Below are 22563 nucleotides of genomic sequence, written 5' to 3' on the forward strand. Positions count from 1 at the left end.
GACCCATCTCCCGGCCCGGGAGAGACCCCTGCCTCACCTGGGCGGAGGGGTCCCAAGGGCGACGTGTTCACCGCGACGCGGCGGGCCAGACCTAGATCCAGCCCTCCTCCCAGGCGCGGTGCGCGGCGGCGTGGCGGGAGCCGACACCGAGCTTGGCCATCGCCGCCGACAGGTAGTTCCTGACCGTGCCGGGCGCGAGATGGACCTGCGCCGCGATCTCGTTGACCGAGGCGCCCGCCCGTGAGGCGCGCAGCACCTCCAACTCTCGTTCGGACAGCGGGCAGTCGTCCTCCGACAGCGCGGAGGCGGCGATGTCGGGGTCCACGTAGCGCCGGCCTGCGGCGACATCGCGGATGATCTCGGCCAGCCGGGTGGCGGGCGTGGTCTTGGGCACGAACCCGCTCACCCCCGCGGCGAGGGCACGCCGCAGCACGCCGGGCCGGGCGTGCCGGGTGACGAGGACGATCCGGGTGGGCAACTCGGCGCGGATCGCCTGCGCGGCGCGCAGCCCGTCGGCGGGCGGCATCTCCAGGTCGAGCACGGCGATGTCCGGCCGCCGCTCGCGTGCCAGGCGCACCGCGTCGGTGGTGGTGGCCGCCTCGGCGACGACGTCCAGGTCGTCCTCCAGTGAGAGCAGCGCCGCCAGGGCCCCTCTGATGAGGTCCTCGTCGTCGGCGACCAGCAACCGGATCACCGTGCGCCCGCCTCGGCCGGGTACGCGTGCGCGTCGGCGGGCAGGGCGGCCACCACCTCGAAGCGGTCGCCGTCGCGCCGCCGGTCCAGCGTGCCGCCCGCCCGCTCCAGCCGTTCGGTCAGGGAACGCAGCCCGGTGCCGGTGTCCGTTTCCCGTTGGAGACGACCGTCCTCGACGCCGTCGTTGCCGATCCGGAGCCGGGCGCGGCCGTCCTCGACGTCGTAGGCGATGTGTGCCCGGCGCGCCCGGCTGTGGCGCAGCACGTTGGTGGTGGCCTCGCGCATCACCAGGCCCAGGATGTGGCGGGCGGGCTCCGGCAGAGTGTCCGCCCCGCCGGCCCGGCCGTGCTCCACGGCCGTGTCGATGCCGGCGGCGGTCAGCACCTTCGCGGCGTTGGCGATCTCGTCCTCCAGGGTCGTGCGCCGGTATCCCTGCACCACGGCACGGGTGTCGCGGAGCGCGTCGGACGCGAGCCGCCGTACCTCCCGCATCTCGGCGGCGGCCCGGGCGGGGTCGGACTCGGCGAGCCTCTCGGCGAGCTCGCTCTTGAGCGCGACCACCTGCAGGTGATGTCCCTGGATGTCGTGCAGGTCGGCGGCGAACCGCAGCCGCTCGTCCTTGACCGCCAGTTCGGCGGCGAGGTGCCGCGCCTGGTCCAGCCGGTCGGCGATGTCCCAGGCCCACAGCATGCCCAGCGCCACCCAGGCGAAGGAGACGACGGTGCCGACGGGGAAGGCCACCGCGAGGAGCCGGTCGGAGTCCTCCGAGGCGAGGGCCACGGATCCGCCGAGTGCCGCCGCGACGACCACCGCGCCGGCGATGAGGGTGCGCCGGTGCGCCGGCCGCAGGAACATCGCCGTGATCGACACCATCACCGCCGGGGCCACCGCCCACAGCCCGTCGTCGCGTGAGGCGAGCGGGACCGCGCCCAGCACGGTCGTCGCGAGCCCTCCTGTCACCAACCAGCCCACCGGCGGCCCGGCGGCCCGTTCGCGCGTCGGTGAGACGCGGAACCGGTCCCGCGCGTCACCGGGTACGCGCGGCAGCCGACGGCCGAGCAGCACGCCGACGGACACGATCAGCACGGCGAGGGCGAGGCCGGTGACGCCCCTGATCCAGGGAGGCACGCCCTCGTCCATCGCCCAGGCCCTGACGAAGAGCACCAGGGAGACCGTGATGCCCCCGGTGAGGCTCCACCAGGTGTAGCGGCGGAAACCGCTCAGTCCCGTTCCGTGCTGACCCGGCCGCTGATTCGGCTGCTCGCTCGGTTGCTCGCTCGGCCCGTCACGCACGCGGACATTGTCCCCCGCGAGGTGGCGGCCATGGGCTGCCCGGATGACAAATGTCACGAAATCTCGTGACACGACCATGCCGGGACGTGTCGGTTCGCCACTACTGGCGGCTGCCGCCCTCCCGCAGTCTGGGTGTCGCGTACCCCGACCCCGTATACCGGAGGAGCACGAGATGACAGTGAGAGCCGTCCACGTCCGCGCCTGGTGGCCGTTCTGGCGCCACTACCTGGAGATGCTCGCGGCGATGGTCGTCGGCATGGTGGTGCTCGGTGCCGCCGTGCGCGCCGGGCTGGCGCTCGCGGGCCTGGAGTTACCGGCGCGACCGGAGGTGGTCGCCCTGGAGATGGCCGTCGACATGTCCGCCGGGATGATCGTCTGGATGCGGTATCGAGGTCACGGCTGGGCCGCGACGCTGGAGATGGCCGGGGTCATGATCGTTTCCGCCCTCGCGCTGTTCCCGCTGCTGTGGATGGGGGTGATCTCGGGTGACGCGCTGCTCCTGCTGGAACACGTCCTGATGCTCCCGCTCATGCTCCTGGTGATGCTCCGCCGCCGCGACGAGTACGGGGGTCCCTCCCGTGTCTGACGTCATGGCGCGCGGTACTCGCTGGAAGGCCGTGCTGCGGCGCCGGCCGACCGTCCTGGCGGTCGGGACGGCGGCGGTGTCTGCGGTGTCTGCGGTGTCGGCCGGAGGTTCCTCGGCGGAGGAGATCACCTCGCTCACCGAGATCCTGCTGCTCCTGCCCCTGGTCTACCTCGTGGTGGCCAAGGTCCGACGACGGGAGGCGTCGTGGCCGGCGCTCCTCGTCTTCACCGTCCTCTATGTGGTTCTGCGGGCACTGGAGGTGGTCGCCGTACCGGTCGTGTTCGCCGTCGTGGCGCTGGCCGTCCTGGTGTGGGGCGCCGTCTCCGGCGACCTGCGCCGCTCGGGCTCGTTCCGGGCGCAGTCCCTGGGGATGATCGGATTCGGCGCGCTGGTTCTGGCCGCGCTGATGGTGGAGCCCGACCTGGGCCGATATCTGGTCGCGGCCGGCTGGCTCCTGCACGGCGCCTGGGACTTCGTCCACCTCAGGAGGAACGCGGTCGTGTCGCGTTCGTACGCGGAGTGGTGCGGCGTTTTCGACATCCTCACCGCCGCGCAGCTGGTGTTCCTCGCATGAGCGGGCGCGCGGGTACGGACCCGCGCGCCCGCCCGGGGCGTCCCAGGTCTCGCCGTCGAGGTGTCACGGCCACCTCGGTCGGGCGGGCCGGGTGGCGGGGGCGCCACGAGGCTCGGCCGCCACTTCGGCGACGTCGCCTAGACCGGTGTCCTCGCCCGGCGCCGCCCCCGGTAGCCGCTGTGGACCAGGATGTCGCCCGGCTCCGCGAGGAGTGTGGCGGAACCGGCGGGGACGGCGGGTTCGCCCCGGCCGGTCCGTACCGTCGAGACCGGAACGGCCGTTCTCGGTCCGGGGACCGGGCGGGCGGACGTGGTGGACCGGGTGGGGGCGATGGGACGGACAGGACGGGCGGGGCGCGTCGGGGTGACCGGGACGGTGGTGACCACGGGGTCGGCCCGGCGGTGACGGCGTCCGCGCGGCGGGGAGTCCTGGACCCAGGTCGACGACTCCGCCACGGCCTGCTCCTGCAGGCGGCGCCTGCCCCGGTAGGGGGCCCGGGGGCGGTCGTCGCGAGGGCGCGGTACGGGGGAGAGCGCGGCAGGGCGCCCCGAGGGCTCCTCGACGTGGGCGACGGAGGTCGTGACCGAGGGGAACCCGGTGGTGGCGGTCGGGGCGAACGTGCTCTCCGGAACGCTCTCCCTGGGACTCGTGGCCCCGCGGGAGGGGAGGAACGCGTCCCAGAGGTCGGGGGCGACGGGCGTGTGCTCCGAGGCGTCGGCCGGGATCGGCGCGTACCGGAGATCGCGGGAGGCGAGGGTGTTCTCCGGGGTGCTGGGCGAAATCGGCGCGTTCCCGAGGCCGGGGTCGACGGGCGTGTGCTCCGGAGTGCCGGCCGGGGTGGGCAGGTACGAGAGGTCGCGGGAGGCGAGGGTGTCCTCCGGGGTGCCGGCCGGGGTCGGCGCGTACGAGAGGTCGCGGGCGGAGACGTTCCTGGGCATGCGACGACGGCCCGGGGCGCGGCGGGGCGAGGAGGCGGGGGCCACCGCGGCGCGCCCCGAGGCGGACGCGAGGAGCCGTACCCTCGACTGCCTCGCCTTGCCGTGGGCGAGGATCGCGGCCGCGGCGAGCAGGACCGGGGCGAGTACGGCGGGGGAGTCGAAACCGGGGACGGGCGTGGCGAGGTCGCGGGCGGTGGCGGTGGGGGTGACGGCGAGCGCGCTGGTGTCGGCGGTGGAGGCCTTGGCGTGCTTGCCCGGCGAGGTACGGCCGGTGGCCGGCGCCCGGGTTTCGCCGGGCGCCTTCGTGGTCGTCCGGTCGCTCCGCTGGGTGTTCGCGGCGGGGTTCCCGCCGGACACGGCGTGGGCGTCGTCGCCCGGAGCGGCCTTCCCCTTCGCCGTCGCGGCGGTGTGCCCGGGAGCCGGCTTGCTCGTCACTCCCTCGGAATTCCTGCCCGGCCCCGTGGAGGCCGAGGTCTCCGGCGTCGGCACGGGGGCGGGGGCCATCGCGATCAGGTTGGGCCCGGGGCCGATCACCACCGCGTTGTCCCCGGCCGTGGCGGGCGTGAGGATGGTCTGCTTCTCGGTGGCCTCCCGGTCGAGCCGGGCCTTGATCTTCTCCGGGTATCCGTAACCGACGACCTTGCCGGTGTCGCGCTCCTTGCGCTTGGCGACCCCGCCGTCGATGTTGCCCTCGATCGTGTGGATCCTGTTTCCCTCGACCCTGGTGACGATCCCCACGTGGTCGATGTGGCTGATCTTGTCCGAGCCGCGCCAGTCGAAGAAGACGATGGCGCCCGGCTTGGGAACGGTGCCCCAGGCGTCCTGCTGCCGGAACCACTGGGCGTGGTGGACGGTGTAGGCGAACTGGCCGATCCACTCCTGGTAGCCCAGCTTCTCCGCCGCCCACGACAGATACATGTCGCACCAGGGGGCCGAGGTGTAGTCGGCGTCGAACTCGACGTTCTTGCCGTACCAGTCACCGAACTTGGTGTAGCCGCCGCTCTTCTCGGAGTAGCCGAGCTGGCTCTCCAGCAGCTCGATGAACTTGCGCATCTCAGGTGTCACAGAGGATTTCAGGGGGGCTCCCGGTGGCCGTGCGGGCATGGTCGCTCCACCTCGCGACCTGGCTATCGGGAGACGAGGTTGAGCGACGGCGCGTTCACGCGAACCCACCGAGGGGTGAGGAGGGACGCGTGTGGCGGCACCACTGACCGGTTGTCTTCCGTGACGAGGGAGGTTACCCGCCCCCAAGGATAGGTCAAGACACACTAAAGGGCGCGTCAAGTCGATCAACGTTGCATAGACGGACAAAAGGCGACGTCAGGGCGTCTCTGGGTGACCTTCAGTGGTAAAGCGCCCACGAAAAGGATCTACCGGAGGTCGCGGGCGGAGGCCGGGACCGCCGTGGCCGCGCCGTTCGATCTTGTCGATCCCCCTTTGCCTCGATGCCCGATTTCTTTACCTTTCGGAGAAATAGGTAGACATGGGGGTATTTCTCCCGATATGTAGGTAGTGGTCACGGGAGATGCTGGTCACACCAGGTAAGGCTCAGCAGCAGTCAGAGAAGGTTAAAAAAGGTACGAGCCATGTGTCAGCACCAGCCGAGATGCCCAGTCGCCAGCGCGCCCGACCACGAAGCCGCGTCGCTCGTGGCCTTCCACCCCGAGCAGGGGTGGGGTCTGCTCTGCAACGGTGTGGTGGTCTTCGACGACACCGGAGCGCTCATGCCTGACGGCCGCAGCACTCCTGTCCACGCCATGCCGCTCCCGCTCCACCGGGTCACCCTGGGCCAGGCGGCGTGATCTCGCGCCGCGCGCCCGCCGTGCCGGGACCGAACGCGCCACGCGGACGAGTGGTTCCGCGGCGGCCGATGGTCTCCGGCGGGGGACGCGCGTGCGATCCGCATCCGATCGAGGTAACCGACGACCAGGGAGGTGGACAATGAACCCGCTCCTCGAAAAGCCGTACGAGCAGGAAGAGCTGGACGGCCGGGAGACGTCGTACTCCTTCGCGCCCGAGCCGGCGTCGGTGCCCCGTGCCCGCCACCTGACTCGCGCCCACCTGGCGGACTGGGGGCTGGACGAGCACAGCGAGGTCGCCGAACTGCTCGTCAGCGAGCTGGTCACCAACGCGCTGCGCCACTCGCGGGGGACCATCGGGCTCCTCCTCTCCTTCCAGGACGGTCTGCTGCGCTGCGAGGTCGAGGACGCCGACCCCTTCCTGCCCCGCGCGTGCCGGGCACGCGACGACGAGGAGCGGGGACGAGGGCTTCACTTGATCGAACTCCTCGCCTGCTGCTGGGGCAGTGCCCGCACGACCGAGGGCAAGGCCGTCTGGTTCGAGCTCACGACGGCGGACGCGCTCGCGGCCTGACCGCGAGACCACCCGGAGCGCCGGGTGAGGAAGCCCTCCCGCGAGGCTCCTTCGGGAGCCGGCCACACAGACCATCTCCGAAGGGCCGACGCCGAGTCCCCCGACTCGACCTCGGCCGAGCGCCGGAGCCGGGTCCCCCGACCCGGCCTCGGCAGGACGCCGGAGCCGACGAGATCATCGCACTCGTCGGCTCCGGCGTCCCGGCTTCTCCGCCCCGTCCGTCAGGTGCCGGGCGGGCGCTCCCCGTCCACATTCAGGATGTGTTCGCCGGTCCATACGGCGATCTGGGCCCGCGAGTGGAAACCGAGCTTGGTCATGATGTGCTCGATGTGACCCTCCGCGGTGCGCTGGGAGATCGTGAGCGAGGCCGCGATCTCCTTGTTGCTCAGTCCCTGGGCGACGAGCCTGGCGATCTCCGTCTCCCTGCGGGTCAGCGGCGAAGGCTCCTCGGCCTCGCCCGAGGGCTCGCCGAGGGGCGCGCTCTCCTCAAGGGCGAAGGCGATCGCCTCGTCGCACCGCATCTTCGAGCCCTGTCTGAGCACGGTGTCGAAGGACTGCCTTCCGAGAGCCTCGCGCGTACGCTCCTCGCACTCGTCGTGGTAGCGCCTCAGGTGCCCGAAACCGGACAGCGGCGCTCCGATCACCTGCCAGACCTGCTCCAGGATCCCCAGCAACCTGGCGGCCCGCCGATGGTCGTCCTCCGCGGCGGCGATCCAGGCCAGCACCTCCAGGTTCACGCCGATGCCCAGAAGATCGTCGAGCGAGCGGTTGAACCTCAGGCTCTCCTTCTCCAACTCGGTGGCGCGCCGGGCGTCGCCCTGGCACCAGACCCCGAGGCCGAGCGCCATCATCGCGTACGCCCGGTGCCAGCCCTCCTCGTGGGCGTCGCACAGCGCGATGCACTCCTCGCCCGCGGCGACGGCGCTCGACCAGTCCCCCCGGAAGGAGTGGGCGAGACAGAGACGAATGAGCGCCAGGGCCTGGCCGGTCGGGTCGTCGTCGGCGCGGTGGCGCGCCGCCGCGTCCTCGTACAGGCCGATCGCGCGATCGACGTCTCCACGGAACATGGCGATCATCCCCGAGTAGAGCGCGACGTAGGCCAGGATCCGCTTGCACCCGGGGCGTTCTCCGATCTCCCTCGCCTCCTCCAGCATCCTCGTGGCGGCGACGACATCGGCCTGGATGATCGCCAGCCAGCTGTCGGACCACAGCGCGCGGCCCCGGCTCTCGTCGGGTCCTGTGCCGCCGAGCAGGCTCAGGTCCATCCAGCGGCGTCCCTCCCTGAGATAGTGGCTGGTGGTCCAGTGATAGAGCAGGTCGGCGGCCATCTCCAGCGCGACGGGGGTCTCCTCGGGGTCGGCGAGGCAGTACTCCAGGGCGGTGCGCAGGTTGGCGTGGTCGAGCTTCAGCCTGCCGAACCAGAACACCTGCAGCGGGCCGAACCGCTGCGCGTACGCCTCCGCCGCGAGCCGCCGGTAGTGGTCGCGGTGCAGCCGCTGCAGGGCGTCCTCCTGCCCCGAGGCCGCGAGTCTCTCCCTCCCGTACTGCCTGATCGTCTCCAGGAGCCGGTAGCGGGTCGCGGTGGAGGCCGAAGGAGGGTCCTCCCGGATCAGGATCGACTTGCCCACGAGTCCGATCACCAGGTCGACCACGTCCTCGCGCTCGATGCCGTTCCCCGAGCAGACCGCCTCGGCGGCTTCGAGGTCCAGGCCGTCGGCGAACACCGAGGCGCGCTGCCACAGCAGCCGCTCCTCCTCGCCGCACAGGGCGTAGCTCCAGTCGATCAGCGCGCGTAGCGTCTGCTGGCGGGGCAGCGCCGCGGGGGAGCCGCCGGTGAGCAGCCGGAACCGGTGGTCCAGCCTGGACAGCAGCTCTCCGGGGGAGAGGGCGCGCAGCCGCACCGCCGCCAGTTCGATCGCGAGCGGGATGCCGTCCAGGCGGCGGCAGATCTGTTCCACGGCGGACCGGTTGGCCTCGGTGAGGGTGAAATCCGGCAGGACGGCGGTGGCCCGTTCGGTGAACAGGCGTACCGCCTCCGACAACGCCGGCACCTCTGTGGACAGCCTGGGGAGATCGGGGTCCGGTGGCAGCGGCAGCGTGGGGACGACCAGCGTCTGCTCGCCGGAGATGCCCAGCGCCTGCCTGCTGGTGGCGAGGACCCGCAGGGAGGGGGCCGAGCGTACGAGGGCTCCCACCAGTACGGCGCAGGGTCGCAGGAGATGCTCGCAGTTGTCGAGGATCAGCAGCGCCCGCTTCTCCCGCAGGTGGTCGATGAGCACATCCAGGGGAGACCGGTGGGAGACGTCCCTGATCCCCATGGCCTCGTTCAACGACGCGGCGAGCAGCTCGGGATTCTCCAGCCCGGCGAGCTCGGCCAGCCACACCCCGTCGGGGAACGCCCGCTGGACGTCGGCGGCGACGCGCAGGGCCAGCCGGGTCTTGCCGACGCCGCCGGGACCGGTGAGGGTCACCACGGGTGCCCCGGACAACAGGCGTTTGACCTCGGCCATCTCATGCCGACGCCCCACGAAACTGGTCACCTCGGGGGGCAGGTTCGTCGCCTGCCGCCGCTTTGGGGTGGCCGCTGCCACCTCTCCCATCAACCCCCACGCCGGTTTTATCAATCAGATCGCTTTATGTCCGGATCTGGTGGGCGTAATCCACACTATGCGCACGCCGTTCCCCGCGCGCACCCCGTGGTCGGGCGGGCACCCAACGGGGCGGTGGCCCGCCGACGGGGACCCGTTCGCGTACGGTGGGCGCGGCTCCCCGAGGCGGCGGCCCGCCCTCCCCGGCAGGGAGCCGGTGGGCGGACGCGTCACGGGCCGGGGCGGCCCTGAGGGGGCGGCGGCCGATCACTTCGGCGGCCGACCACGCGGCGCGGGCGTGGTCGGCTCACAGGATGCCGTCCAGGTCGAGGTCTACGTCCAGGTCGATCAGGCCGGGCTCGTTCCCTGTGGGTCCCTCGGAGTCCCGCGGCTCCCGCGGCCCAGGGCTCGCGCCCGTGTCCTGGTCCTGGCCGGTGCCCGGATCGGGGGTGCAGGAGGGCAGGTCGATCCTGGCCGTCCGGGAGGGGGTGTCCCCCTCGGGAGAGGTGGTGATCGTCACCAGCCGGGTGACGTACCCCCCGCACTCGGGCAGGTCGGGGAACTCCCCGGTCACCTCCCGTTCGTACTCGGTGGCGCCGGACAGCTCCAGCTCCCGCACGCCGCCGGTCGGGGTCCCACGCGTGCCCCCGGCTCTCTGGGCGAACCCGAGCCGCACGGTCACCGCCGAGGTGGTGGGGGTCCGCACCCGGAACCTGACCGTGGTGCCGTCGAAGGAGGTGATCGAGACGGCGGGTGGCGCGCACGGCTCGCCGTGGACCCGCTCCGTGCGGCCGGCCGTCCCGTCCGTGGAACGGGGCACGGTGGAGACGGTGACGCGACGGTAGAGGGTCTGCCCGCAGGCGGGGACGGTGAAGGCGTGCGGGACGGTGTGGGAGTAGGTCTTCAGCCCGCCGATCACGGAGGTGCGCGAGGACGCCCGGACGAGCCGGTCACGGTCGGGTCCCTCGGCGAAGGTGACGGTCACCGCGACGTTCCCGGTCGTGGAGGCGCGGAAGCCGACCGTGGTCCCGTGCGCGTCGATTCCCACGACCTTCAGGCCGCTCACCGTGTGCGCGGGCCCCGGTGTCGCCGTTGGCGTGGGCTCGGGGGCGGGTGTGGGTGTGGAGGTGGGCGGCGGGGGCGGTGGCTGCGAAGCGGTCGGTGTGGGGGGTGGGGAGGGTGGGGCGACCACCGTCCGGGTGGGGGCCGGGACCAGGGAGGGGCGCGAGGTGGCCTGGCCGGGGTTCGCGCCACCCGAGGGGGAGACGGGCTTTTTGACGGCGGCGCTTCGCGAGGGGGTGTCGGGTTCAGGGGAGGGGTCCGGCGGTGCCGACACCCGGCTCTGCCGCCGCTGCGCGGGGGTCTCCTGGATGATCGCGGAGCTGGGCGGCGGGGTGAAGATCGTGTCCGCGGAGAGCCGGTCCTGCGGCCGGTTGGCCGCGATCACACCGGCGGTCATCGCGACGGTGATCACTCCCAGCCCGGCGAGGGTCCGGGGGCCCAGCCGGGGGCGGCGCGCCCGTCCCACCCGGCCGAGCACCGTCTGGGCGACCGAGGAGCCGGCCTTCGGGGTGGGCTTGGCCAGCGGGAACGCCAGCGCCAGCAGCGTGGCGAGCTCGGCGAGGTGCCGCCGCCCGCGCTGCTCCCAGTCCGGTCCGTACGCCGCCCGCGCGGCCGTCTCCAGCTCCTCCAGGAACGCCCGCGCGCTCCGCGGCCGGTCCGCCGGGTTCTTGGCCAGACCTCGCGTGACCAGCCCGCGTACCGACGCCGGCACCTCCTCCGCCGGGATCGGCGCGTGCCGGTGCCGGTGCATCATCACGACGCGGTGATCGGCCGCGTACGGCCGGTGGCCCGTGAGGCACTCGAAGAAGACGCACGTAGCCGCGTAGACGTCGCTCGCCGCGCTCGCCGGCGCCCCCTCCCACTGCTCGGGGGCCATGTAGGCGGGAGTGCCCGCGGTCACCCCCGCCTCCCCGACGTGGGCCGCGATGCCGAAGTCGGCGAGCTTGCTGCCGCCGTCGGCCTGGATCAGCACGTTCTCCGGCTTGTAGTCGCGGTGCACGATGCCGGCGGTGTGCGCGAAGGCCAGACCGAGCAGCGAGCCCTTGAGCACGGCCAGCGCCGCCTCCGGGCTCGTACTGCCGTGCTCGGACAGGATCCGCCTGAGCGCGACCCCGTCGACCAGCTCCATCACGATCGCGGCTTCGAGGACGTCCTCGTAGTACTCGTAGAGCTGGACCACGTTCGGGTCCTGCAACTCCACCATGACGCGCGCCTCCGCGCGAAAGCGCGCCAGGAAGCGACGATCGTCCTTGAGGGTCGCGTTGAGGTATTTGATGGCCACGTAGGCGCCGGTGGGGGCGTACGTGGCCAGCACCACGCGCCCGCCTCCGCCGATGCCGAGTTCCCGAACCTCGCGGTATCCCGGAACCATCCCGTCCCCTTCCGAGCGCCGTCGACTTGTTCGACGGTCTCACCCCTGCGGTTGGTTGTCACGATTGGTCAACTTTGGCGGAGAGTGACGTTGGAATAATGGCCGGTAGCCGATTTAGTGGCTTATGAGATTAATGAGTCATGCGACTCCTGAAAAGGGAGTCGCGGAGGTTCTCGGTCGGGGGATCGCCGGGAACGGCGGACGCGTGGTCGCGGTCTGGGAAACCCGCGCGGTACCCGAGGCGAGCGGACCGTTCCAGGACAGGTGGGCACGGCGGGAAAGCCTGGATCGGCAGTGACTAGAATAGTTGTACTAACATCTGAAATTAATTCCCCGGGGGAGAAGTATGAGCCGTCCACAGCGGGGGACCCTTCGTGACGTGCGCAAGGGCAACCGGTCCGTGGTCCTGTGGACTCTGTACTTCGCAGACGAGTTGAGCAGGCACGATCTCGCCCGGCTGACCGGGCTCAGCGCGGCCACGGTCAGCAACGTCATCGGCGACCTCATCACGGACGGCATCGTGGTGGAGACGGGTTCCGTCGACTCGGACGGCGGGCGGCCACGGATCATGCTCAGGGTGGATCCCTCGTACGGATACGTGGTCGGGGTGGGCGTCGGAGAGACACGCGTCCGCGTGGAACTGTACGACCTGGCGTTGCGGGAGCGGGCGAAAAAGGAGTTCGCCCTCGACCCGGGCCACCACGAGCCGGCGGTGGTGGCCCGTCACGTCCTCGACGGTCTTGAGGCGGTCCTGTCCGACGCCGGAGCCACCGAGTCCGAGGTGCTGGGCATGGGCCTCGGTGTACCCGGCGTCGCCGAGCAGGGGCCTGACCTGCTCATCCACGCCCGCGCGTTCGGCTGGGACGGTGTTCCCCTGGGCGCGCTCATCCGCGAGGGCACCTCGCTGCCGGTCTTCGCCGACAACGGGGTCAAGACGACGGGCCAGGCCGAGCTCTGGTTCGGCGCGGGCAAGGGTGCCCAGCACCTGGTCATGGCCTTCATCGGCACGGGGGCCGGGGCGAGCGTCGTCAACGGCGGCGTCACCTACCGGGGAACGGCGAACGGTGCCGGTGAGTGGGGACACACCAAGATTGTTCTTGGTGGGCGTCCCTGCCGATGCGGCGGCCAGGGTTGCCTGGAGGCCTACGTCGGGGCCGAGGCGATACTCGCCGGCGCGGGCAGGGACCTGGGAGGTGACGACGAGGAGAGCGTCTTCGCCGAGTTCCTCGCCGACCCGCTCGCGCGGCCCGCGCTGGAGGAGGCCATCGGCTCCCTGGGGGCCGGGCTGGCCAACCTCATCAACCTCCTCAACCCCGAGCGCGTCATCCTCGGCGGCTGGGCCGGGTCCCTCCTCGGGCAGAGGTTCCTCCCCGAGATCCGCGCCGCGGCCTCCCGGTACGCCCTGCCGCTGCCCTTCGCACAGACGTCGATCGAGCTGGGCAGGCTCGGCGCCGAGGCGGTCGCCCTGGGCGCGGCCACCCTGGTCGTCGAGGACTTCCTGCTGCGCAGCCACGCGGTGCGCCCGGCGGGCCGCGTCGCGCCCCTCGCCCCAGCCCCGGCGGGACACGTGTCCGGCTGAACCGGCGCAGTGAGGCCGTGCCCCGGGCGGCACGCGAAAGCGAGAACGGGCGTACGGGTCCGATAACTTTCCGTGGGTGACTGTCCTTCTGCCCGGTGTGGCGCTCACCGACCACGTGTTCACCGTTCCCCTCGACCACGCCGACCCCGGTGGCGAGACGATCGAGGTCTTCGCCCGTGAGGCGGTGGCCCCGGAACGACGGGGGGAGGATCTCCCGTGGCTGCTGTTCCTGCAGGGCGGCCCCGGAGGCAAGTCGCCTCGCCCGGCCTCCGCCGACGGATGGCTGGGACACGCGCTGAAGACCCACCGGGTCCTGCTGCTCGACCAGCGGGGGACCGGCCGCAGCACCCCCATCACCGCGCAGACCGTACGCGGCACGGACGCCGAGCTCGCCGCCCGCCTCGCGCACTTCCGGGCCGACTCGATCGTGGCCGACGCCGAGCTGATCCGGCGCGAGCTCTCCGGTGACCGGCCGTGGGAGACCCTCGGTCAGAGCTACGGCGGTTTCATCACGCTGACCTACCTCTCCCGGGCTCCCGAGGGCCTGGCGGCCTGCTACGTGACCGGTGGCCTGGTCGGGCTCGACGCCACCGCCGACGACGTCTACTCCCGCACCTACCCGCGGGTCCGCGACAAGGTGAACCGCTACTTCGCCCGCTACCCGCACGACTCCGAGCGCCTGGACGCGATCGCGGCCCACCTGCGCCTTCGCGAGGTGCTCCTGCCCGACGGCGACGTGCTGACCGTGCGCCGCCTGCAGACCCTCGGCATGTGCCTGGGCATGAGCGACGGGGCCGAATACCTGCACTGGGTGCTGGAGGAGGCCTGGAGCGGAGGCAGGCTCTCCGACCTGTTCCTGTACGAGGTCATGATGGCCACCGGCTTCGTCGGCAACCCGCTCTACGCGGTCCTGCACGAGTCGATCTACGCCCAGGGTGCCGCCACCGGCTGGGCCGCGCACCGGCTGCTGCCCGAGGAGTTCCGCGAGGACGCCGTGCCGACCCTGCCCACCGGAGAGATGATCTATCCCTGGATGTTCGACGAGATCGCCGCGCTCCGCCCCTTCAAGGGCGCCGCCGAGATTCTCGCCACCGTCTCGGACTGGCCGGCCCTCTACGATCCCGCCCGGCTGGCCGCCAACCGGGTTCCGGTGACCGCCGCCGTCTACTACGACGACATGTACGTCGATCAGGGCCTGTCCATGCGCACCGCGAAGGCGGTGGGCAGCGTGCGGACCTGGGTGACCAACGAGTGGGAGCACGACGGTGTCAGGGTCTCCGGCGGCAGGGTCCTCGCCCGCCTGATGGAGATCGCGGGTGGTGCCCACGGCTCCTGAGCGCTCATAACCGCCGAGCGGCCACGGCTCCTGAGCACCCGCGCCTTCCGAACCGAACGCCCACGCCTCCCGGACCGCGGTAACCGGCCGGACGCCATGGAGGCCGTGGAGTCCTCCCGCCGCCGGGCGGGAGGACCCCACGTTCCGGTGTCAGCCGGGAGCGGCCGTCTCGGTGAGGGGCAGACGCACCTCGAAGCGGGTGTCGCCGGGCTTGGACTCCACGCGCAGGTCGCCGCCGTGTCGGCCGGCGACGATGCGGAAGGAGATGTCCAGGCCGAGCCCCGTGCCCTCGCCGACCGCCTTCGTGGTGAAGAACGGCTCGAAGATCCGCTCGCGCAGGGCCTCGGGGACGCCGGGGCCGCTGTCGCAGATCTCGATCAGCGCGATCGTGTCGTGCTCGAGGCGGGTGCGGACGGTCAGGACGCCGGTGCCGGCCATCGCGTCCAGCGCGTTGTGGATCAGGTTGGTCCACACCTGGTTGAGCTCCCCGGCGTAGGCCGGGATGGGCGGCAGGTCCGGGTCGTAGTCGGTGACGATGCTGATCCCCGGCGGGATCTTGCCGCGGAACATGGTGAGGGTGCTGTCCAGGAGTTCCCGCACGTCCACCGTCTGGTACGGCGCCCGGTCCATCTGGGAGTACTGCTTGGCGGAGGCGATCAGCGAGGAGATCCGCTCGGTCGCGTCGGTCACCTCGTTCAGCATCTGGGTGATCTCGATGGCCTCCGCCAGCCAGTGCATCGCCCCGGACAGGTACCGTTCGCCCAGCGCCTCGCGGATCTTGTCCAGTTTCTCCGGCTTGAAGCCGGCCGCCACCAGGGGCGAGGCGATCTCCCAGGGGTCCTCCACCCCCGCGTCCTCCATGGCGTCGGACAACTCGTCCTCGGCGTCGGAGATCTCCATCGGGGAGCGGGGCGGCATCTCCGCGAGGCCGGCGGCGCACGCCTCCTGCAGGTCGACCAGGGCGCTCAGCCGGTGGGGCTCGATGCCGTCCTCGGCCAGCACGGCCAGCCGCCTGCGCGAGGTCTTCATCCGGACCCGCAGGTCGTCGACGGCCCGCACCGCCGCCGCGGCCGGGTTGTTGAGCTCGTGGGTGAGTCCGGCGGTGATCGTGCCGAGCGCGGTCAGCCGCTGCCGCCGGTCGATGAGCTCCCGCTGTGCCATCCCGCCCAGACGGGCCCCGTCCAGAAGGTGCACCGCCATCGGGAACCACTCGGCCATGATCATGCCGTACTTCCTGGCGGGGAGCATGAACATGCGGGTCGGCTTGGTGGCGCGCAGCGTGTGGGCGTAGGTGGCCGGGGCGCGGTCTCCGAGGTAGGCGAGGACCGCGCCGCCGTAGGCGCCGGGCTGCGAGGTGGGGGTCATCGTGACGGGCCCGGCGGTGGTCTCGGTGACCATCACCACCTCGCCCTCGACGAGCACGGCGAAGCAGTCGGCGGGATCCCCCTGCTTGACGATCGGGTCGCCCGCCTCGTACTCCTCCTCGTCCCCGTACCTCGCGAGCCACCGGAGCTTGTCGTCGTCGAGCTTCTCGAAGAGGAACAGCCCGCGGAGCACCTCGATGTCGATCATTTGACCTCCTTCGTGAGCGCCGCAGGAGACCTCGTCGGGGGCACTCACGTCTTCTCCAGGTAGCGGTGGACGAGGGCCACGGCCATCGCGCCCTCACCGACCGCGGAGGCGACCCGCTTGATCGAGTCGGCACGGACGTCGCCGGCGGCGAACACCCCCGGCACGTTCGTCTCCAGGTGGTACGGCCCGCGCCGGAGCGGCCAGTTGCGCGGCCTGTTCTCGTCGGCGGTCAGGTCGGGACCGGTGAGGACGAAGCCCTTCGCGTCGCGTTCGACGGTGTCGCCGAGCCAGTCGGTGAACGGCTGGGCGCCGATGAAGACGAACAGCCACTCGGCCTCGACGGTGCGCTCGCCCTCGGGACCTTTCAGCGTGATCCGCTCCATGTGGCCCTCGCCCTCGGCGCCGACCACCTCGGTCTCGGTGTGCACCTCGATGTTCGGGATCTGGGAGATCTGCTCGATCAGGTAGTGCGACATGGTCCTCTCCAGCCCGTCGCCCCTCACGATCAGGTGGACCTTGCTGGCGTACCCCGACAGGTAGACCGCGCCCTGGCCCGCCGAGTTGGCGGCGCCGACGATGTAGACCTCGCGGTTCGCGCACTCGGGCGCCTCGGTGAGGGCCGCGCCGTAGTAGCAGCCGGAGCCGATGAAGTCGTCGAGGCCGGGGGCGTTCAGCCGCCGGTAGGAGACGCCGGTGGCGAGGATGACGGTGTGCGCGGCGATCGAGCCGCCGTCGGCGAAGCCGACCACCCGGGCCTGGCCCTTGACCTCAAGGCTGGTGACCGTGCGGGCGGTGAGCAGCTCGGCGCCGAATTTCAGCGCCTGGCGCCTGGCGCGATCGGCGAGTTGCGCGCCGGAGACGCCGTCGGGGAAGCCCAGGTAGTTCTCGATCCTGGAGCTCTGGCCCGCCTGCCCGCCCGAGGCGTGCTGCTCGACCATCACCGTGCGCAGCCCCTCCGAGGCGCCGTAGACCGCGGCCCCCAGGCCGCCGGGACCGCCCCCGATCACGATCAGGTCGTAGAAGTCGGTGGCCGGGGCGGTGGACAACCCCACGGCCTCGGCCAGCTCCGAGGTGCTCGGCGCGGTGAGCTTCGTGCCGTCGCCGGTGACGACCAGCGGCAGCCTGGCCGGGCCGGCGGCCCCCTTCTCCCCGGCCTCCGCGGCCGCCGCGAGCAGCTCGGCGCCCTCAGAGGAGTCGGCGAGCATCCAGCGGTAGGGCACCTGGTTGCGCGACAGAAACTCTCTGACCTCGTACGACGGGGCCGACCAGCGCGCGCCCACCACCCGCAGCTCGTCGGACTCGCGCCGATCCGTCCGCTGCCAGGCGTCGAGCTGGGCGTCCAGCACCGGGTAGAACTTCTCCTCCGGCGGGTCCCACGGCTTGAGCAGGTAGTGGTCGAGATCGACCACGTTGATCGCCTGGATCGCGGCATCGGTGTCGGCGTAGGCGGTCAGCAGTACGCGGCGCGCGTAGGGATACAGGTCCATCGCCTGCTCCAGGAACTCCACGCCGTTCATCTGGGGCATCCGGTAGTCGGCGAGGATCGCCGCCACGTCGTCGCCCCTGAGCCGCAGCTCGCGGACACTGGCCATGCCCTCGACCGCGGTGTCGGCCCGGATGACGCGGTAGGCGTGGCCGTAGCGGCGCCGCAGGTCGCGGGCGATGGAACGGGACACGCCAGGATCGTCGTCGACCGTCATGATGACCGGTTTTTCCATGTCCTGCCTTCCCCCGAGATGGAGATAGCCGATATTAAGGACAATCTCTCCGAAGGATGTCACATCCGTGTTAAAGCCAGCATTGATCAGGCGTGGTCATGAGGGGTGGGAGTCGCGGGGGACGCGAGGGAACCGTGGAGACGGTGACCGGGCATCCCGGCGGCGCGCAGCAGGACGGCCGGGTGGTCGCGGTCGCCGAGGAAGCGTCTGAGTTCGGAGTCGGTCGTCCAGATCTCGCGCATGGCCTCGTGCCCGACCCGGTCGGCGACGATCTGCAGGGCGATGTCCTGCCTGACGTACTCGACCGCCATCGCGACGACGGCCGGGTCCTCGGTGTAGACGCCCCACGCGGTGCCGCCGGCGAAACCGCCGACGAGGGCCTCCCGCCGGTCCCCCGCGACGACGAGCAGCCGGTGGTCCTGGTCCTCCTTCACGCTCCCCTCGCCCTCGTGCAGGGGCGCGGGGAAGGGGAAACGGCGCTCGTACAGGTTCCCGACCGGCTCCCGCGCCGCGCCGAAGTGCATCACCGAGGTCTCGACCCCGCGCTCGACGGCGCGCCTGATCAGCGGGGAGAGCGGTTTCATCTCCTCGGGCCAGATCGACACGAACAGGTCGCTCCGTGCCCCGGCCACCACGTCCTCCGCCCGGTCGAGCAGCGCCACGGGGTCCTTGAGGCTGTGGATCAGATAGGCCTTGGGCGGCGCCACGATCGCGGGCAGCGCGACCTCCAGTGCCCCGATCGAGTCGGCGAACTCCCTGCGCATGCGCTCCAGCAGGGATCGCGGCGGTAGCGGCAGGTAGTCGGTGGCGTCGTCGGAGCCACGCAGCTCGTAGGCCGCGCCCTTGGCCACCAGCTTGCCAAGCGTCTCGTAGACCGTGCTGCGCGGCACCCCCGAACGTTTGGCGACCTCGTAGCCGTTGAGGGGCTGTCCGGCGCCGACCAGGGTGACGTACGCCTTGGCCTCGTAACCCGACATGCCCAAGCGCTGTAATTGCTCCACTACGTCCCGCATCGCAGTTATGGTACGGCGCCGACTACCCGTTTAGCGCTGTCCTAAAGCACCTGTTTTGTAGGATTTTTGTGACGTGAGGTCGTCCGGACCCGTGGAACGGGGGCGACGAAGCGTGGGAGCGCTCCACCGGGAGGCGTTTCACTCTCGTCCGGCCGCCGACGTCATCATGCGTGCTCAGCTGCCTGCGAGGGGCACCGCCCGATCCTGTCCGGGGCCGGACCCGCCGGTCCCGGTGGCCTCCACGGGTGGGAGCGCCGCGGGGCCGGGGCCCGTCCCGCTCGGGTGGCGTGCGCGGTAATTTCGGTCGCGGCCGCCGCACCTCCGCTTCGCTACGCGGGCTTCAGGGCCCGCAGGGCGAACTCCACGAGTGTGTCGGCGTACTCGTGGGTGAGAGGGGCGGTGCGCAGCATCCAGCGGTGGTAGATCGGTCCGTACAGCAACTCCACGGCCACGCTCAGATCCGCGTCCTCGGCGACCTGGCCCGCCCGCTGGGCACTGCGCAGCCGTTCCCTGGTCGCCTCCAGGTGCGGCCCCAGGAGTCGCGCGGTGATCTCGGCGCTGATCGCGGGGTCGTTCAGGGACTCGACGGTGAGTGCCCTGGTCATCGTGTCGAGCTCGGGATCGTGGTACTCGTCGACGATGGCCCGCAGCGTGAGGCGAAGGTCGGCCCCGAGGTCGCCGGTGTCGGGAAGTGCGACGCTCCCTTCCTCGTCGGAGGTCCTGGAGAGGAAGGCGTCGATGAACACGGCGCCCTTGGAAGGCCACCAGCGGTAGATCGTCTGCTTGCCCACTCCCGCGCGGGCGGCGATCGCCTCTATCGTCAGCTTGGCGTATCCGGACTCGGCGACCAGGTCGAAGGCGGCGCTCAGAATGGCCCGGCGCGACTGCTCGCTGCGACGGGCCGGGTTCGGGGTCTTCACGTGCCCGAACGTATCATTTCACGAGTCGAAACGTATCGTCTTGCTCGGCTCGCCGCATTGGCCGCGCTCGCGGGTCGATTCTCCCCGAGAGACCCCGGACACGGCCGAAGGGGGTGGGGGAGCGGACGAGCGGAACGCCGAAGGCCGCGGAGACCCCCGGCAGGGCTTCCGCGGCCTTCGAGTCTGCGGTCGGATCAGACCTGGCCGGCCTTCTCCAGGGCGGAGCAGCAGGTGTTCACGATGAGGCGGGTGACGAGGTAGGGGTCGACGTTGGCGTTCGGACGCCGGTCCTCGATGTAGCCCTTCTTCTCCACCTCGACCTGCCACGGGATGCGGACCGAGGCGCCGCGGTCGGAGACGCCGTAGCTGAACTCGTTCCAGGGGGCGGTCTCGTGGAGGCCGGTGAGGCGCTCCTCGATGCCGGCGCCGTAGTGCTTGACGTGCTCCAGGGCGTTCGCGGCGAGGGCCTCGCAGGCGGTGACGATCGGGTCGTACTCCTCGCGCATCGCCTTGGTGGAGAAGTTGGTGTGCGCGCCGGCGCCGTTCCAGTCGCCCTTCACCGGCTTGGCGTCCAGGGTGGCGCCGACGTTGAAGTCCTCCGCGGTGCGGTAGAGCAGCCAGCGGGCGATCCACATGTGGTCGGAGGCCTCGACGGGACCGGCCGGGCCGATCTGGAACTCCCACTGCCCCGGCATGACCTCGGCGTTGATGCCGGAGATGGCCAGGCCCGCCTCGATGCAGTAGTCGAGGTGCTTCTCGACGATCTCGCGGCCGAAGACCTCGTCGGCGCCGACGCCGCAGTAGTAGCCGCCCTGCGGGGCGGGGAAGCCGCCGATCGGGAAGCCGAGCGGGCGGCCCTCCTTGAAGAAGGTGTATTCCTGCTCGATGCCGAACCACGACTCCTGGTCGGCGTACTTCTCGGCGACCTCGACGAGGGCGGCGCGGGTGTTGCTGGAGTGCGGGCTCATGTCGATGTTGAGCACCTCGCACAGCACCAGCACGTTGGCGCCGCCGCGGATCGGGTCCGGGCAGGTGAAGACCGGCTTGAGCACACGGTCGGAGGAGGAGCCGTCGGCCTGGTTGGTGCTGGACCCGTCGAAGCCCCAGATCGGGAGCTCCGCACCGTCCGCCATCACCTTGGTCTTGGAACGAAGCTTGGCGGTCGGCTCGGTGCCGTCGATCCAGATGTATTCAGCCTTGAAGGTCATCGGCGGAGTCCTTGAGGATGGAGGGATCTTCTGCTCTCAAAGATTCGCAAGGCGCGATTTCGCATCTGTTGCCCATATGTGAACAGAGTGTTACTCGGGCCTATACGAGCAGGCAGAGGCTGTATTGAAATCCTCACAGGTGTTTTCCAGGGCTGTGAGCTGCCTTTTCGTGGGACGATTGGAACGATTGAGACATCCGTCACAGGTGACGCCGACTATTGCGCCAAGTCATTTTCGTCACCTTTGTCGCATGTGCTATCAGCCGCCGAGGAGGCGGGCCGAGACCGACTCGTGGGCGAGCCGCCGCATGATGTCGAGGACCCTGCCGTATACGACGGTGCCGAGGACGAGGGCCTCGACCGCCTCCTCGCGGGGGCCGTCGAACGGGACGGTGTCGATCTCGTGCTCGGTCACGAGCCGCAGGGCGGCGTCGGCGTAGGGGCGCAGGGCCTCACCGTCGGCGGGCATGCCGAGCCGGCCGAGGGTGAGGACGGCCTGGGCCAGCTCGTCGCGGGTCGGGGCTTCGGGCTTGATCTGCCAGCCAAGATTGGTGATCATGGCATCGGCCTCGGCGCGGGCACGCGTCCACTCCTCGTCGGGCGTGTCCGGCTCGGCCTCGGGCGCGAGGGCGTACTGCGTGACGCCGAGGACGTGGTGCAGGTCCAGGCTCTCGTCGTCGACGGCGGCCACCACCTTGCCGATGGAGGCGATGGGCAGCCGCCCGACCTCCAGCAGCGCCCGGATCAGCCGCAGCCTGCGCACGTGGCCCTCGCCGTACCGCGCGCTGGTGGCCGAGGTCTGCTCGCCCGCGGGAAGCAGGCCCTCGCGCAGGTAGTACTTGATCGTCGGGATGGAGACGCCCGATGCGGCGCTGAGCTCGGATATCCGCATCATTGGATAGTACAGATGGCCAGTGTGGGGGGCGCCGCTAGCGCAGCGAGGGGCGGACGTCGATGACGGTCATCCCCGCGGCGAGGGCGGAGGCCACTCCCTCGTCGGTGTCCTCGTAGGCGACACAGGTGTACGGGGCGACGTCGAGGAGGCGCGCGGCGAGGAGATAGACGTCGGGGGCGGGCTTGCCGTAGCGGACGTCGTCCCTGGTGACCACGGTGTCGAAGAGGGGGCGCAGGCCGGTGACCCGCAGGGTCTCCTCCACGGCCTGGCGGGTACCTCCCGAGGCCACGGCCATCGGCACCCGTCCCCGGTGAGCCTCGGCGACCGCGCTGACCGGCCGGTGCGGGGTGACCGTGTGGATCAGCCACTGGTAGGCGTCGAGCGCCGCCGCCCGCACCGCCTGGTAGTCGAGCTCGGCTCCGGTCTCGGTCTCCAGCTCCGCCAGCAGACGGTCGGACGACAGGCCCGTGCGCGCCCGGTACCACGCGGAGTCGAGATCGACCTGCCACCCGGCCAGCGCGGTCCGCCACGCGCTCTCGTTGGCGGAGGTGGTGTCGACGAGGGTCCCGTCGCAGTCGAAGATCAGGGCCGCGTAGGGGGTGGGGGGCTGGAGTCGCTGGTGGAGCATGGTCGCCTAACACGTGACGGTGGATCTACGCCCACTTTAGCCCGCCCAGGAAAGGGCGGGCGCCTGCCCGGGGGGTGGTCGCGTCACCGCGACGGGTGAGATCGCGAGGGGCGGTCAGGGCGGCGAACGTGCGTTTTTTCGGCTTCCGCAGGCGGGGCGGGCAGGGCTCCCGAGCTCGTCCGGCGGGCTCCGGCCCGGCGGGTGCGCGCGGTCGCC

The 22563-nt window shown here is 71.2% G+C and carries 18 protein-coding genes; 6 read left to right on the forward strand and 12 right to left on the reverse strand.

The window, feature by feature from the left end; all coding sequences use genetic code 11:
• Window positions 1-91: 91 nt before the first annotated feature.
• Both ACFY3D_RS16090 and ACFY3D_RS16095 read right to left on the reverse strand, forming a co-directional pair.
• A complete protein-coding gene (locus tag ACFY3D_RS16090; RefSeq protein WP_362501040.1) occupies window positions 92-694 on the reverse strand; it encodes a response regulator transcription factor in 603 nt (200 codons plus the stop codon).
• Complete coding sequence (locus ACFY3D_RS16095) at window positions 691-1986, reverse strand: sensor histidine kinase (RefSeq protein WP_389980109.1); 1296 nt, start codon at window positions 1984-1986, stop codon at window positions 691-693. Before ACFY3D_RS16095 ends, ACFY3D_RS16090 begins: the two co-directional genes overlap by 4 nt.
• 172 nt (window positions 1987-2158) lie before the next feature.
• Between ACFY3D_RS16095 and ACFY3D_RS16100 the strand changes: the two genes are divergently transcribed.
• Window positions 2159-2572, forward strand: a complete 414-nt coding sequence (locus tag ACFY3D_RS16100; RefSeq protein WP_389980111.1) for a hypothetical protein — start codon at window positions 2159-2161, stop codon at window positions 2570-2572.
• Window positions 2565-3146 (forward strand): hypothetical protein, encoded by a 582-nt coding sequence (locus ACFY3D_RS16105; protein WP_389980113.1) that lies wholly within the window; start codon window positions 2565-2567, stop codon window positions 3144-3146. The genes ACFY3D_RS16100 and ACFY3D_RS16105 overlap by 8 nt, the downstream gene beginning before the upstream one ends.
• Window positions 3147-3283: 137 nt before the next feature.
• Here ACFY3D_RS16105 and ACFY3D_RS16110 read toward each other — a convergent pair whose 3' ends face one another.
• On the reverse strand, window positions 3284-5137 hold the full coding sequence (locus ACFY3D_RS16110) for a CHAP domain-containing protein (RefSeq protein ID WP_389980115.1): 1854 nt from the start codon (window positions 5135-5137) through the stop codon (window positions 3284-3286).
• 533 nt (window positions 5138-5670) lie between these two features.
• Between ACFY3D_RS16110 and ACFY3D_RS16115 the strand changes: the two genes are divergently transcribed.
• Both ACFY3D_RS16115 and ACFY3D_RS16120 read left to right on the forward strand, forming a co-directional pair.
• The gene (locus tag ACFY3D_RS16115; RefSeq protein WP_350944788.1) at window positions 5671-5886 is read left to right on the forward strand and encodes a DUF5999 family protein; all 216 of its coding nucleotides are present in this window, start codon (window positions 5671-5673) and stop codon (window positions 5884-5886) included.
• 139 nt (window positions 5887-6025) lie between these two features.
• Window positions 6026-6457 (forward strand): ATP-binding protein, encoded by a 432-nt coding sequence (locus ACFY3D_RS16120; protein ID WP_389980117.1) that lies wholly within the window; start codon window positions 6026-6028, stop codon window positions 6455-6457.
• 221 nt (window positions 6458-6678) lie between these two features.
• Here the strand turns inward: ACFY3D_RS16120 and ACFY3D_RS16125 are convergent, their stop codons facing one another.
• Both ACFY3D_RS16125 and ACFY3D_RS16130 read right to left on the reverse strand, forming a co-directional pair.
• On the reverse strand, window positions 6679-8985 hold the full coding sequence (locus tag ACFY3D_RS16125) for a LuxR C-terminal-related transcriptional regulator (RefSeq protein ID WP_389980119.1): 2307 nt from the start codon (window positions 8983-8985) through the stop codon (window positions 6679-6681).
• A 367-nt stretch (window positions 8986-9352) separates the two neighbouring features.
• A complete protein-coding gene (locus tag ACFY3D_RS16130; protein ID WP_389980121.1) occupies window positions 9353-11479 on the reverse strand; it encodes a protein kinase in 2127 nt (708 codons plus the stop codon).
• 346 nt (window positions 11480-11825) lie between these two features.
• Here ACFY3D_RS16130 and ACFY3D_RS16135 point away from each other — a divergent pair, with 346 nt between their 5' ends.
• Entirely contained in the window at window positions 11826-13058 is a 1233-nt protein-coding gene (locus ACFY3D_RS16135) for an ROK family transcriptional regulator (protein WP_389980123.1), read from the forward strand.
• 76 nt (window positions 13059-13134) lie between these two features.
• Window positions 13135-14394 carry an alpha/beta fold hydrolase gene (locus ACFY3D_RS16140; RefSeq protein WP_389980125.1) on the forward strand — a complete coding sequence of 420 codons (1260 nt, stop codon included), beginning with the start codon at window positions 13135-13137 and terminating at the stop codon, window positions 14392-14394.
• 150 nt (window positions 14395-14544) lie between these two features.
• On the opposite strand, the gene ACFY3D_RS16145 is transcribed toward ACFY3D_RS16140, so the two are convergent.
• The 7 genes from ACFY3D_RS16145 to ACFY3D_RS16175 all read right to left on the reverse strand — a co-directional run bounded on the left by ACFY3D_RS16145 (window position 14545) and on the right by ACFY3D_RS16175 (window position 22347).
• Window positions 14545-15966, reverse strand: a complete 1422-nt coding sequence (locus tag ACFY3D_RS16145) for an ATP-binding protein (protein ID WP_362898691.1) — start codon at window positions 15964-15966, stop codon at window positions 14545-14547.
• A 44-nt stretch (window positions 15967-16010) separates the two neighbouring features.
• Window positions 16011-17684, reverse strand: coding sequence for an FAD-dependent oxidoreductase (locus tag ACFY3D_RS16150; RefSeq protein ID WP_389980127.1), 1674 nt, complete (start codon window positions 17682-17684; stop codon window positions 16011-16013).
• Between the two features lie 86 nt (window positions 17685-17770).
• Window positions 17771-18697 carry a TrmB family transcriptional regulator gene (locus ACFY3D_RS16155; protein ID WP_389980129.1) on the reverse strand — a complete coding sequence of 309 codons (927 nt, stop codon included), beginning with the start codon at window positions 18695-18697 and terminating at the stop codon, window positions 17771-17773.
• 329 nt (window positions 18698-19026) lie between these two features.
• Complete coding sequence (locus ACFY3D_RS16160; protein WP_350944776.1) at window positions 19027-19617, reverse strand: TetR/AcrR family transcriptional regulator; 591 nt, start codon at window positions 19615-19617, stop codon at window positions 19027-19029.
• A gap of 194 nt (window positions 19618-19811) precedes the next feature.
• Window positions 19812-20825 (reverse strand): glutamine synthetase, encoded by a 1014-nt coding sequence (gene glnII, locus ACFY3D_RS16165; protein ID WP_362898685.1) that lies wholly within the window; start codon window positions 20823-20825, stop codon window positions 19812-19814.
• Between the two features lie 258 nt (window positions 20826-21083).
• The gene (locus ACFY3D_RS16170) at window positions 21084-21716 is read right to left on the reverse strand and encodes a MerR family transcriptional regulator (protein ID WP_389980131.1); all 633 of its coding nucleotides are present in this window, start codon (window positions 21714-21716) and stop codon (window positions 21084-21086) included.
• 37 nt (window positions 21717-21753) lie between these two features.
• On the reverse strand, window positions 21754-22347 hold the full coding sequence (locus ACFY3D_RS16175; protein ID WP_389980133.1) for an HAD family hydrolase: 594 nt from the start codon (window positions 22345-22347) through the stop codon (window positions 21754-21756).
• Window positions 22348-22563 lie beyond the last annotated feature (216 nt).

Origin of the sequence: Streptosporangium sp. NPDC000509 (genome assembly GCF_042898365.1) — a bacterium.
GTDB lineage: Bacteria > Actinomycetota > Actinomycetes > Streptosporangiales > Streptosporangiaceae > Streptosporangium.

Coding starts and splice junctions, on each gene's coding strand:
- ACFY3D_RS16100 (WP_389980111.1), top strand. CDS start 2,159: ATGACAGTGAGAGCCGTCCACGTCCGCGCCTGGTGGCCGTTCTGGCGC.
- ACFY3D_RS16110 (WP_389980115.1), bottom strand. CDS start 5,137: ATGCGCAAGTTCATCGAGCTGCTGGAGAGCCAGCTCGGCTACTCCGAG.
- ACFY3D_RS16115 (WP_350944788.1), top strand. CDS start 5,671: ATGTGTCAGCACCAGCCGAGATGCCCAGTCGCCAGCGCGCCCGACCAC.
- ACFY3D_RS16120 (WP_389980117.1), top strand. CDS start 6,026: ATGAACCCGCTCCTCGAAAAGCCGTACGAGCAGGAAGAGCTGGACGGC.
- ACFY3D_RS16130 (WP_389980121.1), bottom strand. CDS start 11,479: ATGGTTCCGGGATACCGCGAGGTTCGGGAACTCGGCATCGGCGGAGGC.
- ACFY3D_RS16135 (WP_389980123.1), top strand. CDS start 11,826: ATGAGCCGTCCACAGCGGGGGACCCTTCGTGACGTGCGCAAGGGCAAC.
- ACFY3D_RS16145 (WP_362898691.1), bottom strand. CDS start 15,966: ATGATCGACATCGAGGTGCTCCGCGGGCTGTTCCTCTTCGAGAAGCTC.
- ACFY3D_RS16150 (WP_389980127.1), bottom strand. CDS start 17,684: ATGGAAAAACCGGTCATCATGACGGTCGACGACGATCCTGGCGTGTCC.
- ACFY3D_RS16155 (WP_389980129.1), bottom strand. CDS start 18,697: ATGCGGGACGTAGTGGAGCAATTACAGCGCTTGGGCATGTCGGGTTAC.
- glnII (WP_362898685.1), bottom strand. CDS start 20,825: ATGACCTTCAAGGCTGAATACATCTGGATCGACGGCACCGAGCCGACC.
- ACFY3D_RS16170 (WP_389980131.1), bottom strand. CDS start 21,716: ATGCGGATATCCGAGCTCAGCGCCGCATCGGGCGTCTCCATCCCGACG.
- ACFY3D_RS16175 (WP_389980133.1), bottom strand. CDS start 22,347: ATGCTCCACCAGCGACTCCAGCCCCCCACCCCCTACGCGGCCCTGATC.